This window comes from Erwinia sp. BNK-24-b (assembly GCF_047456155.1).
GTDB classification, from domain to species: Bacteria; Pseudomonadota; Gammaproteobacteria; order Enterobacterales; family Enterobacteriaceae; genus Erwinia; species Erwinia phyllosphaerae.
The window spans coordinates 3,645,656-3,659,199 of sequence record NZ_CP179901.1; the positions used below are offsets into that span (position 1 = coordinate 3,645,656).

Below are 13,544 nucleotides of genomic sequence, written 5' to 3' on the forward strand. Positions count from 1 at the left end.
CATTCCCTTTTTTGCAGGACGCAAGACATTCATACAAGGAGATCGACTTATGGAAACGCCAGTTCCCTTCCTGAACAGATACAGCGATTTTTTATTTTCTGTTTTCCAGAAAAATGGCCACGGCATGAGCGGCTTTACTTTTAGTCAGACTGCAAGCAACTTCCTTTTTTATCCATTCCGCAACAGGTTTAACGTCAGAATTCCAGGCCTCTGCCTTATGCCAGCGATAATCGGGCAGCCAGAGAAGGGAAGAAATAAAGGAGGCAACCATGGGTTATGCGCTCAGGAATGCCACCGCGAATGAATGCAACGAGGATGGTAAGTCCGCTTTACCTGTTTTGCCTGTGTCTGACTGCAGGAGTGATGAAGGAGGAAACGTGACGGAAAATCTTGAACCAAGGGTGAAGAAACTTGAGAGCGACGTGGCCACTATCAGTAAAAATCTGGCTACCCTTACCGTTCGCTCTGAAAGTTTTGCCACCCACGCCGACGTCGCGAACGTTCGTACTGAAATGACAGCTTTGCGCGGCGAGCTGAAAGAAGATATTGCTTCACTGCATGGCGAGCTTAAAGCAGATATTGTTTCACTGCGCGGCGATCTTACCGGACAAATCATCGCTTCACGCGGTGAGTTGCGGGAGGAGCTGCAAAAAGCCATCAACAGGCAAACCGTCCTGCTGCTAACCGTTATCCCGGCAACGCTTGCCGCTATCGCCGCCGTCGCCGCCTGGTTCAGGTAACTACCGTAGACGAACGCCCATCGTTTTCTTTGATCTCTGGTGCCCTGTGACGCTATTGTCACTGCTTGTCTTGATGCCGACAGGCAAACTGCAGGAGCTCTGGCGTGAATACCACAATGAAAGAATACGGGCAGGCTTCTTCTCCTGCTGACTGGCAAGACGCTGAACTGACGCGCGATACGCTAAAACAGCATCTGGAAGATTTTCAGCAGTATCTGGCTGGTGCCTTTGACGCGGGTAAAAATGTTGAGCAGCTAATCGCCGCACGCACGTTGTTTATCGATCGCCTGCTGCGCCGCCTGTGGCGTTTTTACGGTTTTCCCGAGCAGGAAGACATCGCGCTGGTTGCCGTTGGCGGCTATGGTCGCGCCGAACTGCATCCGCTTTCCGATATCGACGTGCTGATCCTCAGCCGCTACCCTCTTTCTGCAGAAGATGCCCAGCGTACCAGCGAGCTGCTCACGCTGATGTGGGATCTCAAACTGGAAGTGGGCCACAGCGTTCGAACGCTGGAAGAGTGCCTGCTGGAAGGTCTGTCGGATCTTACCGTTGCCACTAACCTGATTGAGTCCCGTTTGCTGACTGGCGACGTCGCGTTATTTCTGGAGCTGCAGAAAAACGTTTTCAGCGAGGGCTTCTGGCCTTCCGATCGCTTTTTCGCGGCTAAAATCGACGAGCAGCAGGAACGGCATCAGCGCTATCACGGCACCAGCTACAACCTTGAGCCGGATATCAAAAGCAGCCCGGGTGGATTACGTGATATCCATACCTTGCTGTGGGTAGCGCGCCGCCATTTTGGCGCGACCTCACTGGATGAAATGGTTGGCTTTGGGTTTCTGACCGAGGCGGAACGGAACGAGCTTAACGAGTGCCAGACCCTGCTCTGGCGGATCCGTTTTGCGCTGCATCTGACATTAAACCGGTACGATAACCGGCTGCTGTTCGACCGTCAGCTAAACGTGGCGCAACGCCTGAACTATCAGGGCGAAGGCAACGAACCCGTTGAGCGGATGATGAAAGATTTTTACCGCGTCACCGGCCGTATCAGCGAGCTAAACCAGATGTTGCTACAGCTGTTTGACGAAGCGATTCTGGCGCTGGGCGAAGATGAAAAGCCGCGCGCTATTGACGAAGAATTTCAGCTGCGCGGCACGCTGATCGATCTCATTGATGAAACGCTGTTTACGCGCGATCCTGTCGCTATTATGCGCCTGTTCTACACCATGGTGCGGACGCCAAACATTACCGGCATCTATTCCACGACGCTGCGCCAGTTAAGATACGCGCGCCGTCATTTGCAGCAGCCGCTCTGCACCATCCCTCAGGCTCGTCAGCTCTTTCTGTCAATTCTGCGCCATCCCGGCGCGGTCAGCCGCGCGCTGGTGCCGATGCATCGGCATAGCGTGCTGTGGGCTTATATGCCGCAGTGGGGCAATATCGTTGGGCAAATGCAGTTCGACCTTTTCCACGCCTATACCGTAGATGAACACACCATCCGGGTGCTGCAAAAACTGGAAAGCTTTGCTGATGAAGCTACCCGGCCGCGTCATCCGCTCTGTGTGGAAATCTGGCCGCGCCTGCCGCAGCTTGAACTGCTGTTAATGGCCGCGCTGTTTCATGATATCGCCAAAGGGCGCGGCGGCGACCATTCGGTGCTTGGCGCGCAGGATGCGCTGGAATTTGCCGAACTGCACGGGCTTAACTCACGGGAAACACAGCTCGTCGCCTGGCTGGTACGTCACCACCTGCTGATGTCGGTCACGGCACAACGCCGCGATATTCAGGATCCGGCAGAAATCCAGAAGTTTGCCGAGGCGATGCAGAATGAAAACAGGCTGCGCTACCTGGTTTGCCTGACCGTGGCGGATATCTGCGCCACTAACGAAACCTTGTGGAACAGCTGGAAGCAGAGCCTGTTGCGCGAGCTCTTTTTTGCTACGGAAAAACAGTTGCGCCGCGGGATGGAACACAGTCCCGATCTGCGTGAACGGGTTCGGCATCATCGTTTGCAGGCGCTGGCGCTGCTGCGCATGGATAACCTGGACGAGCAGGCGCTGCGTGACATCTGGGCACGCTGCCGGGCGGATTATTTTCTGCGCCATACGCCCAATCAGCTGGCCTGGCACGCCCGTCATCTGATGGAACATGACCTGTCTCAGCCGCTGGTGTTATTAAGCCCGCAGGCCACGCGCGGCGGTACGGAAATCTTTATCTGGAGTCCCGACAGGCCCTATCTGTTTGCTACGGTGGCGGGTGAGCTGGATCGCCGTAACCTCAGCGTGCATGATGCGCAAATTTTCACCAGCCGCGATGGAATGGCGATGGATACCTTTATCGTGCTGGAGCCGGACGGCAGTCCGCTGGCCGCAGATCGCCATGAAACTATCCGCCAGGCGCTGGAGCAGGCCATTGGGCAAAGCAGCTTCCAGCCAGCCAGAACCCGACGCCAGTCGGCCAGGCTAAAGCATTTTAGCGTCGATACCGAGGTTAAATTTCTGCCGAACCATACCGACAGACGCACCTATATGGAGCTTATTGCCCTGGATCAGCCTGGCTTGCTGGCCCGGGTAGGTGAAATTTTTGCCGATTTAAACATTTCGCTTCACGGCGCGCGTATCAGCACCATCGGCGAACGAGTTGAGGATTTATTTATTCTGGCTAACAGCGACCGCCGCGCGCTCAAGCGCGAATTGCGGCACGAGTTGCAACAACGGTTGACAGAGGCCCTTAATCCAAACGATAAAGTGTGACCGAGATTTAATTTTACCCCCGTTTTCGGACAGGGCCCGCTCGCTCGCCGTTTCTATTCTGGCGGGTTACAGGCTTTTTCCGGAACATGATTTGACACAGGAAATCGGAATTAATGCAACAATTACAGAGTGTTATTGAGAGCGCCTTTGAGCGCCGCGCCGACATCACCCCCGCCAGTGCCGATGCGGTTACGCGGGAAGCGGTCAACCAGGTTATCGCGTTGCTGGACAGCGGTGCTCTGCGCGTAGCGGAAAAAATCGACGGTCAGTGGGTGACGCACCAGTGGCTGAAAAAGGCCGTGCTGCTCTCTTTCCGTATCAATGACAATCAGGTGATTGATGGCGCTGAAAGTCGTTATTACGACAAAGTACCCATGAAATTCGCCGATTATGACGATGCACGCTTCAAAAAAGAAGGTTTTCGCGTCGTTCCGCCAGCGGCCGTTCGTCAGGGTGCTTTCATCGCGCGCAACACCGTATTGATGCCTTCTTACGTCAATATTGGTGCTTACGTCGATGAAGGCTCTATGGTCGACACCTGGGCTACCGTAGGTTCCTGTGCGCAGATCGGTAAAAACGTTCACCTTTCCGGCGGCGTCGGCATTGGTGGCGTGCTGGAACCGCTGCAGGCTAATCCAACCATTATCGAAGACAACTGCTTTATCGGCGCGCGTTCTGAGATTGTGGAAGGTGTGATTGTAGAAGAAGGCGCGGTCATTTCCATGGGCGTTTATATTGGCCAGAGCACCAAAATCTACGACCGTGAAACCGGCGAAGTCCATTATGGCCGCGTACCCGCTGGTTCCGTAGTCGTTTCCGGTAACCTGCCTTCTAAAGACGGTAGCTACAGCCTTTACTGTGCCGTTATCGTGAAAAAAGTAGATGCTAAAACCCGCAGTAAAGTAGGGATCAACGAACTTCTGCGCACCATCGACTAATTTCCCCACGGGCTGCTTTCCGCAGCCCGTCATTTTTTCTTTACAGTTTCCCCGCCCAAAAGATGTTTTCCGACGCAAAATAAGTAATGCTATCGCACACTATCCAGGCGATAATTCGCGCCGTCGCATCAACTAATCATTTCTGACGTACTTCGTGCTGTGACTTTTACGACTACATTTATCGCATGAGTCCGGAACAAGCGAGCCCGGTGAAGACAAGGCGTAAGCGCGCAGCCCGTTTATGGATTATCGGTCCATAAATAGGGCGAGCACTGCACAACGCAGTATTCACGACGCGCGGCCGGAACGACATTAACTTCACTCAGGAACAAAACCCATGTATGACAATCTGAAAGGTTTAGGCATTGCTAACCCTGATGACATTGACCGCTACAGTCTGCGCCAGGAAGCCAGCAACGACATTCTGAAAATCTATTTTCGCAAAGACAAAGGCGAATTTTTTGCCAAAAGCGTGAAGTTTAAATATCCGCGCCAGCGCAAAACCGTGGTCGCTGATAACGTTAATCAGGGCTTTAAAGAAATTCAGGAGATCAGTCCTAACCTGCGTTACGTGATTGATGAGCTGGATCAGATCTGCCAGCGGGATCAGGTGGAAGTCGATCTTAAGCGCAAGATCCTGGACGATCTGCGTCACCTGGAAAGCGTTGTCACTAATAAGATCCAGGAGATTGAAGCCGACCTGGAAAAACTGACGCGCAACAGCCGTTAAATGCTACCGGCTGCGCCAGGGAAAACTCCCCTGCCCAGCCGGCTTACCTACGCCTCATCATCCAGCTGTAGCGCCACGTACAGCAGCAGACGGTCGTCAAAGCTGCTCAGGTTAAGCCCCGTCAGTTCCGAAATCCGGTTTAGCCGGTATTCCAGCGTATTACGATGAATATACAGCGCTTTTGCCGTAGCGGAAGGCTGCACGTTATTGCTAAACCAGGCGATAAGCGTTCTTCTGAGCAGCCCGTTGTTATCCATGGTCTTCAATTTTGCCAGCGGACGGGAAAGCTCACCCGCCTGCCAGCCGCCGCGCAGGCTGTCGAGCAGGACAGGCAGCACCAGGTCCTGATAAAAATAGCTGCGTTGCTCCGGCATCCGTTGCTTGCCAACCAGCATCGTTGTCTGCGCGGTACGGTAAGAGCGCGCGATACTGCCAGGGCCGGTAAAAAAATTGCCTAAGGCAATCCGCATTCTCAGCTGGCCGCTGTCCTTCATTCTGGATTGCAGTAGCGCAATGCGTTTGCGGTGATCTTCGGCATCAAAGCGGCCATGCGCATTAAAAGCGGGTTTTAACACCACCATTTCCGTTAGCGAAACGATGGCGATCAGATTATCCCTTTCCGGCGTGGTCAATAACGTTTGCAGCTGCTGAAGCTCCGACATAGCGCTGTCTACGCCAAGCTGACCGCTGTCGACTTCTACCACGGCAACCACGCGCGGTTGATTTAGATCGATACGTAAACGCTGCGCCCATTCGGTAAGTGCCGGAGAAATCGTCTCGCTGCGGATCAGATTGAGCACCAGCTCCTCTCGCAGACGGCTGTCCTGCGCCAGCATATGCAGCAGCCGGGCCTGTTCCAGCATCATTTCCGCCGTCATACAGACCAGCTCGCCATAGTGCCGCAGCGATTCTGGTTCGCCGGTCAGGCCAATGACGCCGACAATTTCGCCATCAATACGCATAGGAAGATTAATGCCGGGACGAACGCCGTGCAGATGTTTTGCTACCGCATCGTCAATATCCACAACTCGCGCCTGCGACAGCGCCAGCAGCGCACCTTCGTGCATTTCTCCAATACGTTCGCGGTCGCCGCTGCCGATAATACGGCCGCGCGCGTCCATCACGTTGACATTGCTGTCAATTATTTTCATGGTACGGGCAACGATTTCCTGCGCCAGGCGGGCATCAAGGTGATAAGTGGCCATCCGTTACTCCTGAAAAGGCTTATCGGGCCAGCATACTCGCAGGCTCGTGGCGCGACATCAGGCAAATGCACCAGGCGTGATCCAGGCTGGAAAAATAACGGCAAGGCCAGACAGGCGGATGCTGGCTGCAATAAGCCAGCATCCTGAGGAAGTTACTGCATTAACAGATAGATAGTGCTGTCACCACGCTGGATATTCAGCGCCAGAACCGAAGGCTTGCTGTCGAGGATTTTACGCAGTTCGCCAAGGTTAGCGACGGCCTGCTGGTTAACGCCCAAAATCACATCGTCTTTTTTCAGACCGACACGTGCCGCGGCCGAACCAGCCTTCACGTTATCGACCTTAACGCCCTTCACGCCTTTTGCGTCGTAGTTGCTCAGGTCGGCACCTTCAATTCCGACATAGATATTGCCGGAATCGACCTTCGCCTGGGAGCTTTGCTGTAGCTCGACGTTAACCGTCAGCGGCTTGCCGTCGCGGATCAGGCCCAGCGCCATTTTGGTGCCAACCGGTAGCGAGCCAACCTGGGCACGCAGCGCCGCAAAGCTGGAAATAGGTTTCCCGTTGATGGAAACCACGACGTCACCCGCCTTCACGCCGGCCTTGGCCGCAGAAGACTTTGGCAATACCTGACTGACAAAGGCGCCGCGCTGTGCGTCAACCTTCATGGCTTTTGCCAGCTCGGAGTTCAGCTCGGTGCCCATAATGCCCAGCTCGCCGCGTTTTACCTGGCCATATTCAACCATCTGCGCCGTCAGGTTTTTGACCATGTTGCTGGGGATAGCGAAACCGATGCCGATATTGCCGCCGTCCGGTGCCAGAATCGCGGTATTGATCCCGATTAATTCACCGTTAAGGTTGACCAGCGCGCCGCCCGAGTTGCCGCGGTTAATGGCCGCATCAGTTTGAATAAAGTTTTCATAGTTTTCCACGTTCAGGCCGCTGCGTCCCAGTGCAGAAACGATGCCGGAGGTCACGGTTTCACCCAGGCCATACGGGTTACCGATAGCCACGGTATAGTCGCCAACGCGGAGATCGTCAGAATCGGCGACTTTAATTGCGGTCAGGTTTTTCGCATCGTTAAGCTGGATAAGCGCAATGTCGGAACGCGGATCTTTGCCAATAACCTTGGCATCATATTTACGACCGTCGCTCAGCTGCACCTGAATTTTGGTGGCGTTATCTACCACGTGATTATTAGTGACGACATACCCTTTTTCAGCATTGATCACTACGCCCGATCCCAGCGCGCGGAATTTTTCCTGCTGCGTATCGGCACCGCCGCCCTGCTGGCCGCCACCCTGACACATTGGCGAACTCTGGAACGGCGAACCGTCCTGGCAGAATGGCGAATTGCCGCCAAAGAACTGCTGGAATTGCTGAGGTAAACGTGGTGTACGTACCGTTGTGCTGCCTTCAACGTTGATACTCACCACTGACGGCATCACTTTTTCTAACATAGGTGCCAAACTGGGTAACTGCTGGCTGGTGGAAGAAGCCGTTTCGGCTGCTATTGCTGAGGGGCCAATTGCCATTCCCAGGCTCAGGGCCAACGCGCTGGCTAAAAGTGTTTTTTTCATGCGTTTGTTTCTCTTCTGTTCCGGTCAGGAAAAATTAAGACGAATGTGCTGTTGAGATTCAATTTTTAGCGCTAAGTTCATGTATAAGTTTCAGCAAAAGGTAAAAATTTATTCGCTACCTTTACAAAGTTGCCGAACAGGATGTTTATTCCAGCGCCATTAACCGCCGATATTCATCCCAGGCATAGAGATCGGTCATGCCGCTAACATAATCCTGCAACAGCCTGGCGCGATAATAACGCTCCCAAAGAAGACGTTCAAATCGCTCTTCAATTTTTACGTTCTTCATGTGGACAAGATAGGCTTTACGATGCTTGCCGGAGAGTTTATGAAACAGTCGTGTTTCAATCGGGTAATCTTTATGGAAGTCTTCATTTATCAGTATGTTAAAATCTGTATAAGACATTTTAAGCAGCGGCTGATAAATATTTAACAAGCCTTTAATGATTTGATAGCCCTGCAGCTCAAGCTGCTCGACCTCTGCATGATTAAATACATGCTTTCTGGCCACGACTTTAAATAAATTCAGCAGCTGATTTTCATCACCTTCATCTTCCAGCAGCGAATGATTAAAACTCCCCTGCCAGATTTGATCGATATTATCGACAAAACGTTTTACGGCATGTTCAACAAGAGCAGACTGCACCTTTACCCGTAACTTCATAAAAAAGGTGTCGCTTCTGCTGCGAAAGCGCTCTTTACTTTGCGCCTCCGTGTAAGCAAAACCGACTATCTTTACAAAAAGCTCGTCAGAACTGACCTTGTTCTGTTTTTTTAACAATAGCCACTCGTCCTGCAAAAATTTATACAGCTGGTCGACGCTAAAAATGGCTTTTTCTACCGCATCGTCAAGGTCGGCAATGCAGTAAGAAATATCGTCAGCGGCTTCCATAATATAGGTTAGCGGGAAACGGTGATATTGCTGTGTATTGGTGGCTCTTAGCAGATCGGCGACATATTTTTCTTCCGAAAGATAATACCCCGGCTTTTTCATTAGCGTACTGAACTGCTCCGGTTTCTTTCCCTGAAACCAGGCGGGTGCCGTATATTTTAATATGCAGGCAACCTGCACATAGGAAAGGTTAAGCTGAAGCAACGTATGCACCAGGCGAATAGCCTGCGCGTTACCTTCAAAATGGCAAAGATCCTGGCGAAGACGCGCATTCATAGCGAGAAACTTTTCATTCTGCTCGCTGCTTTCCACGCCAGCGGCCTGCGGTTCAATCAGCATGCCGGGAAGATTAACGCGAAACCAGTCGTTAATTGCCGCTTCGCCAAAATGTCCAAAGGGCGGATTGCCAACGTCGTGCAGCAGACAGGCCATCTCAACCAGGCTTTCAAACGCGCCGGTCAGCTCGGTCAGGCCATATTGCTCCAGGCCGCCAGGCTGTTTTTTTAACGCCTGAACGATCTCTTTAACGATATAGCGGCCGGTTTGCTGTACCTCCAGCGAATGCGTCAGCCGGGAACGCACCGCAGCGTTACGCTCCAGTGGAAACACCTGTGTTTTCTGCTGAAGTCGGCGGATTGCTGCGGAATTAATAATGCGCCCGCGATCGCTTTCAAAATGGCGGGTTATATAATATTCACCCTCAGGCTTTTCCCGATTATTAAAGGGGCGCTCGAAACTGAATTTCGTCCTGAAATCTGTCGCTGTCATAATAGCCCTCGCCTGACCGGCTCTGGTGAGTTTATGCAATCAATCATGATAAACTATGTACCACATTTGTCAGGTTCTACAACAATAGCGAGTATCCGTATGAAAGCAGGCATTATTGGTGCAATGGAGCAGGAAGTTACGCTGCTGCGCGACAAAATTGAAAATCGTCAGACTATCGCGCTGGCCGGTTGTGAAATTTATACCGGAACGCTGAACGGCGTTGAGGTCGCTCTGCTGAAATCAGGCATCGGCAAAGTGTCGGCGGCAATGGGTACCACGCTGCTGCTGGAACTGTGCAAACCAGACTTTATCATCAATACCGGCTCGGCAGGCGGCCTGGCCTCGACGCTGAAGGTGGGCGATATCGTGGTGTCGGACGAGGTGCGCTATCACGATGCCGACGTTACCGCTTTCGGTTACGAGCCAGGCCAGATGGCGGGCTGTCCGGCCGCTTTTGCCGCCGATGAAAAGCTGATTGCCGCAGCGGAAAGCTGCATCAGCCAGCTGGGGCTAAACGCCGTGCGCGGCCTGGTGGTCAGCGGCGACGCCTTTATCAACGGCGCCGAGCCGCTGGCGCGAATTCGCTCAACTTTCCCGCAGGCTGTAGGCGTTGAAATGGAAGCAACCGCCATCGCACACGTCTGCCATCAGTTCGCTACGCCGTTTGTAGTCGTACGTGCAATTTCTGACGTTGCGGATCAGGAATCTCACCTCAGCTTTGATGAGTTTCTGGTCGTGGCCGCTCAGCAGTCATCCCTGCTGGTTGAAACGCTGCTGACGCATCTTCGTGGCTAAGCTGTTTTGGTTGCTGCTGCTGTATTGCACGGCGGCAGCCGCCGCACCTCGCGTCATAACTCTTGCGCCAAATTTAACCGAGCTGGCGTTCGCGGCGGGGATTACGCCCGTTGGCGTCAGCGCGTATTCGGATTACCCGCCCGCAGCGGTCAATATCGAACAGGTGGCCAACTGGCAGGGTATTAACGTGGAACGCATTCTCAGCCTGAAGCCGGACGTGGTGCTGGCGTGGCGCGAAGGAAATCCACAGCGCCAGGTCGAGCAGCTGGCCGCTTTTGGCATCAAAGTTATCTGGCTGGCGCCGAAAACGGTAAACGAGATGATAGCCAGCGTGCGCAGCCTGAAAAGCTGGAGCCCACAGCCGCAAAAAGCGGAACAGGAAGCCGCGCAGCTGCAACAGCAGTGGAATGGTTTAAAACAACGTTATAAAAACGCTTCGCCGGTATCCGTGTTCCTGCAGTTCGGCCAACAACCGCTTTTCACCGCCTCGCGCAATACCTTACAGAATGAAATTATTGAGCTTTGCGGCGGAAAAAATATCTTTGCCGACAGCCGCGTTCCCTGGCCGCAGGTCAGCCGCGAGCAGGTACTGATGCGGCATCCGCAGGCGATCGTTACCGGCGGCGAAGCAACTAAAATAGCGGCGATTAACGCCTTCTGGCAACCGCAGCTCAATGCCCGCGTAATTGTAATAAAGGATGACTGGCTTAGCCGACCTGGACCCCGTATTATTCAGGCCGCTCAGCAATTGTGCAGCGAACTACAGCCTTAGAGAGCAGAGCACTGTACTAAAGTCGTGTAAAGTTTCAACGAAGTTGGTCGTTAACTTAAGTACGAGGCGGCAAGCAGTTATAAACGCCACCCGGAAATTCAGGGCTATGCCCTTTACACCAGGAAACTACAGCAATGAAAGCCGCTTCACTGGCCTTAGGCCTGATGATGGCTGGTCAGGTCTGTGCTGCTTCGATTACCGGCAGTATCGGCGTCAAACTGACCATTTACTCGCAATGTCACATTGACGGGCGAAGTACTACATCAGCAGCAACACCAGCAGTAGATTGCGGTAAGCAAATTGCCGCGCAGCCAAAAGTAACGCAGACGGTGCTTTCGCAAGACCGCAAAATGCACCAGACGTCGAAACTGGTTACAGTAGAATGGTAAGTAAAAACCCCGGCCGTCAAACGTCGGGGTTTTTTATATCAGATGCTGAATGAAGAACCGCAGCCGCATGTCGTTTTGGCATTGGGATTGGTTACGATAAAGCGTGAGCCTTCCAGCCCTTCGGTATAGTCCACGGAGCCGCCAACCAGATACTGCAGGCTCATTGGATCCACTACCAGCGCCACGCCCGATTTTTCAATGGTCATATCGCCATCGTTGACCTTGTCGTCAAAGGTAAAACCGTACTGGAAGCCGCTGCAGCCGCCGCCGGTGATATAAACGCGCAGTTTCAGATCCGGATTCTCTTCATCTGAAATCAGGTTTTTGACTTTACTGGCCGCTGCTTCGGTAAATTGCAGGGGCAGAGCTACATCGTCACTCATTTGATACTCCATCAGGCACTCGGGCCGGTCATATTTCGACCATTAATTGCACCATTATCTTACACACCAGTATAGCAATCAAGTATCGGCCCTTCCTGCGGCTGGCGTGTTGGCACTACGTGCGGCGGCGTCATCGGCCTGCTGCTGCTTTTCCAGCGTGCGGGCCAACAGCGAAGAGTAAAGCGGTTTGCCGCCAAGGAACTGCGCCAGCAATGTTGCCCCAAGACAGGTGATAATCATAGGCAGAATAAGCTGGTAATTATCGGTCATTTCCAGCACCAGTACGATGCCGGTCAGCGGCGCTCTGACCGAAGCGGCAAACAACGCGCCCATGCCGGCAATGGCAAAAGTGCCCGCTTCCAGATGATAAGCGGGAAACAGCGATGCGCTGGCCATTCCAAAGGCGGTGCCCAGCAGCGTGCCGAGCGCCAGCATCGGTGCAAAAATGCCGCCCGGTGCGCCGGAGCCAAAGCAGAGCAGCGTGGTAACCACTCGCGCAATAAAGATAAACAGCAGCGTGCCTACGGTGTAATTGCCCGCCGCCGCGATAGGGATCAGCTCAAAACCACCACCGGCCGCTTCCGGCTCGATAACGCCAAGCACGCCGCACACGCCGCCCAATATTGCACCGATAATCAAAACTTTACGTAAATTGCCGCCGTGAAAGCGCTGAAACATATCCTGCGTTTTAAAAATCAATGCGTTAAACGCCACGCCTACAATGCCGAAAATCATGCCTAACAGCAGATACAGCCAAAGCGTATTAACAGGAGAAATAGAAAGTTTGCCGACCGCGATGACCGCGTGTTCGCCATTGAATACGCGAAAAACGATGCTCGACATAATAACGCCGATGAACACTGCCTTAATTGAAATGACGCTGTAGCGAAACTGCAAACGCATCTCTTCGATAATAAACAGTATGCCTGCCAGCGGCGCATTAAAGGCCGCCGACAGTCCCGCCGCCGCGCCGGTCGCCAATAGTGAGTGGCGGGCTTCGGCGCTTTTCATGCGGAAAATATCCAGCACCATGCGGCCAATATTGCCGCCCAGCTGTACCGTTGGCCCTTCACGGCCCAGCACCATACCTGCCCCCAGCGATCCCATGCCGCCGATAAACTTAACGGGAATAACGCGCCACCAGCGCACCGGACGCAACTCTTCCAGCGCGCCTTCGATTTCAGGAATGCCGGACCCTGAAGCTTCCGGCGCAAAACGCCGCACCAGGTAATAACCGATAACGGCCAGCAGCGCAGAAAGAATAAACGCCAGCGGGAAAAGCAATATCCAGTGTTTTTCTACGTCAGCCAGCAGGGAGAGCCGCCAGCTGCTCACCGCATGCACCGCTTTTTCAAAAACAACGCCAACCAGACCGGCCAGCAAACCGACAATACCCGCCATAATTAGCACGATGACGGGCGTTTTATCACGTCTTAACAACAGGCGGAGAAAGTCACCGCGGCGGGCAGGCACAACGTTTAACTGGTCGGAGGAAGAGGTTGTCTGGTGCATATTCCATTCGTTATCAGTTCAGTCGAAGCAAATAGTTTACTCATCCTGGCGCTGATGTCGCGGATAAATCCTTGTCGTTTCGTGTCAAAA

13 protein-coding genes are annotated in these 13,544 nt (G+C 53.3%); 8 read left to right on the plus strand and 5 right to left on the minus strand.

The window, feature by feature from the left end; genetic code table 11:
• Positions 1-49 precede the first annotated feature (49 nt).
• The 5 genes from ACMGGR_RS16775 to ACMGGR_RS16795 all read left to right on the plus strand — a co-directional run bounded on the left by ACMGGR_RS16775 (position 50) and on the right by ACMGGR_RS16795 (position 5,158).
• Positions 50-304 (plus strand): hypothetical protein, encoded by a 255-nt coding sequence (locus ACMGGR_RS16775; protein WP_414147382.1) that lies wholly within the window; start codon positions 50-52, stop codon positions 302-304.
• A gap of 73 nt (positions 305-377) precedes the next feature.
• Complete coding sequence (locus ACMGGR_RS16780; protein ID WP_414147383.1) at positions 378-740, plus strand: hypothetical protein; 363 nt, start codon at positions 378-380, stop codon at positions 738-740.
• Positions 741-856: 116 nt separating this feature from the next.
• Positions 857-3,490, plus strand: coding sequence for a bifunctional uridylyltransferase/uridylyl-removing protein GlnD (gene glnD, locus ACMGGR_RS16785; protein WP_246758663.1), 2,634 nt, complete (start codon positions 857-859; stop codon positions 3,488-3,490).
• 113 nt (positions 3,491-3,603) lie between these two features.
• Complete coding sequence (gene dapD / locus ACMGGR_RS16790; protein ID WP_246758283.1) at positions 3,604-4,428, plus strand: 2,3,4,5-tetrahydropyridine-2,6-dicarboxylate N-succinyltransferase; 825 nt, start codon at positions 3,604-3,606, stop codon at positions 4,426-4,428.
• 337 nt (positions 4,429-4,765) lie between these two features.
• On the plus strand, positions 4,766-5,158 hold the full coding sequence (locus ACMGGR_RS16795) for a DUF3461 family protein (RefSeq protein ID WP_246758282.1): 393 nt from the start codon (positions 4,766-4,768) through the stop codon (positions 5,156-5,158).
• A 47-nt stretch (positions 5,159-5,205) separates the two neighbouring features.
• Here ACMGGR_RS16795 and ACMGGR_RS16800 read toward each other — a convergent pair whose 3' ends face one another.
• The 3 genes from ACMGGR_RS16800 to dgt form a co-directional block, all read right to left on the minus strand.
• The gene (locus ACMGGR_RS16800; protein ID WP_246758280.1) at positions 5,206-6,363 is read right to left on the minus strand and encodes a CdaR family transcriptional regulator; all 1,158 of its coding nucleotides are present in this window, start codon (positions 6,361-6,363) and stop codon (positions 5,206-5,208) included.
• 152 nt (positions 6,364-6,515) lie between these two features.
• Entirely contained in the window at positions 6,516-7,943 is a 1,428-nt protein-coding gene (degP, locus tag ACMGGR_RS16805) for a serine endoprotease DegP (protein WP_246758278.1), read from the minus strand.
• A 145-nt stretch (positions 7,944-8,088) separates the two neighbouring features.
• A complete protein-coding gene (dgt, locus tag ACMGGR_RS16810; RefSeq protein ID WP_414147384.1) occupies positions 8,089-9,603 on the minus strand; it encodes a dGTPase in 1,515 nt (504 codons plus the stop codon).
• A 99-nt stretch (positions 9,604-9,702) separates the two neighbouring features.
• Between dgt and mtnN the strand changes: the two genes are divergently transcribed.
• The 3 genes from mtnN (at position 9,703) to ACMGGR_RS16825 (ending at position 11,559) form a co-directional block, all read left to right on the plus strand.
• The gene (gene mtnN / locus ACMGGR_RS16815) at positions 9,703-10,398 is read left to right on the plus strand and encodes a 5'-methylthioadenosine/S-adenosylhomocysteine nucleosidase (protein WP_246758275.1); all 696 of its coding nucleotides are present in this window, start codon (positions 9,703-9,705) and stop codon (positions 10,396-10,398) included.
• The gene (gene btuF / locus ACMGGR_RS16820; protein ID WP_414147385.1) at positions 10,391-11,170 is read left to right on the plus strand and encodes a vitamin B12 ABC transporter substrate-binding protein BtuF; all 780 of its coding nucleotides are present in this window, start codon (positions 10,391-10,393) and stop codon (positions 11,168-11,170) included. Before mtnN ends, btuF begins: the two co-directional genes overlap by 8 nt.
• A gap of 134 nt (positions 11,171-11,304) precedes the next feature.
• Complete coding sequence (locus tag ACMGGR_RS16825) at positions 11,305-11,559, plus strand: hypothetical protein (protein WP_246758273.1); 255 nt, start codon at positions 11,305-11,307, stop codon at positions 11,557-11,559.
• A 38-nt stretch (positions 11,560-11,597) separates the two neighbouring features.
• On the opposite strand, the gene erpA is transcribed toward ACMGGR_RS16825, so the two are convergent.
• Both erpA and clcA read right to left on the minus strand, forming a co-directional pair.
• A complete protein-coding gene (erpA, locus tag ACMGGR_RS16830; protein ID WP_246758272.1) occupies positions 11,598-11,942 on the minus strand; it encodes an iron-sulfur cluster insertion protein ErpA in 345 nt (114 codons plus the stop codon).
• Positions 11,943-12,020: 78 nt separating this feature from the next.
• Complete coding sequence (gene clcA, locus ACMGGR_RS16835) at positions 12,021-13,454, minus strand: H(+)/Cl(-) exchange transporter ClcA (protein WP_246758270.1); 1,434 nt, start codon at positions 13,452-13,454, stop codon at positions 12,021-12,023.
• Between the last annotated feature and the right edge of the window lie 90 nt (positions 13,455-13,544).

Bases quoted from the DNA above. Each gene is read 5' to 3' on its own strand.
- ACMGGR_RS16775 (WP_414147382.1), top strand. From the start codon at position 50: ATGGAAACGCCAGTTCCCTTCCTGAACAGATACAGCGATTTTTTATTT.
- glnD (WP_246758663.1), top strand. From the start codon at position 857: ATGAAAGAATACGGGCAGGCTTCTTCTCCTGCTGACTGGCAAGACGCT.
- dapD (WP_246758283.1), top strand. From the start codon at position 3,604: ATGCAACAATTACAGAGTGTTATTGAGAGCGCCTTTGAGCGCCGCGCC.
- ACMGGR_RS16795 (WP_246758282.1), top strand. From the start codon at position 4,766: ATGTATGACAATCTGAAAGGTTTAGGCATTGCTAACCCTGATGACATT.
- ACMGGR_RS16800 (WP_246758280.1), bottom strand. From the start codon at position 6,363: ATGGCCACTTATCACCTTGATGCCCGCCTGGCGCAGGAAATCGTTGCC.
- degP (WP_246758278.1), bottom strand. From the start codon at position 7,943: ATGAAAAAAACACTTTTAGCCAGCGCGTTGGCCCTGAGCCTGGGAATG.
- dgt (WP_414147384.1), bottom strand. From the start codon at position 9,603: ATGACAGCGACAGATTTCAGGACGAAATTCAGTTTCGAGCGCCCCTTT.
- mtnN (WP_246758275.1), top strand. From the start codon at position 9,703: ATGAAAGCAGGCATTATTGGTGCAATGGAGCAGGAAGTTACGCTGCTG.
- ACMGGR_RS16825 (WP_246758273.1), top strand. From the start codon at position 11,305: ATGAAAGCCGCTTCACTGGCCTTAGGCCTGATGATGGCTGGTCAGGTC.
- erpA (WP_246758272.1), bottom strand. From the start codon at position 11,942: ATGAGTGACGATGTAGCTCTGCCCCTGCAATTTACCGAAGCAGCGGCC.
- clcA (WP_246758270.1), bottom strand. From the start codon at position 13,454: ATGCACCAGACAACCTCTTCCTCCGACCAGTTAAACGTTGTGCCTGCC.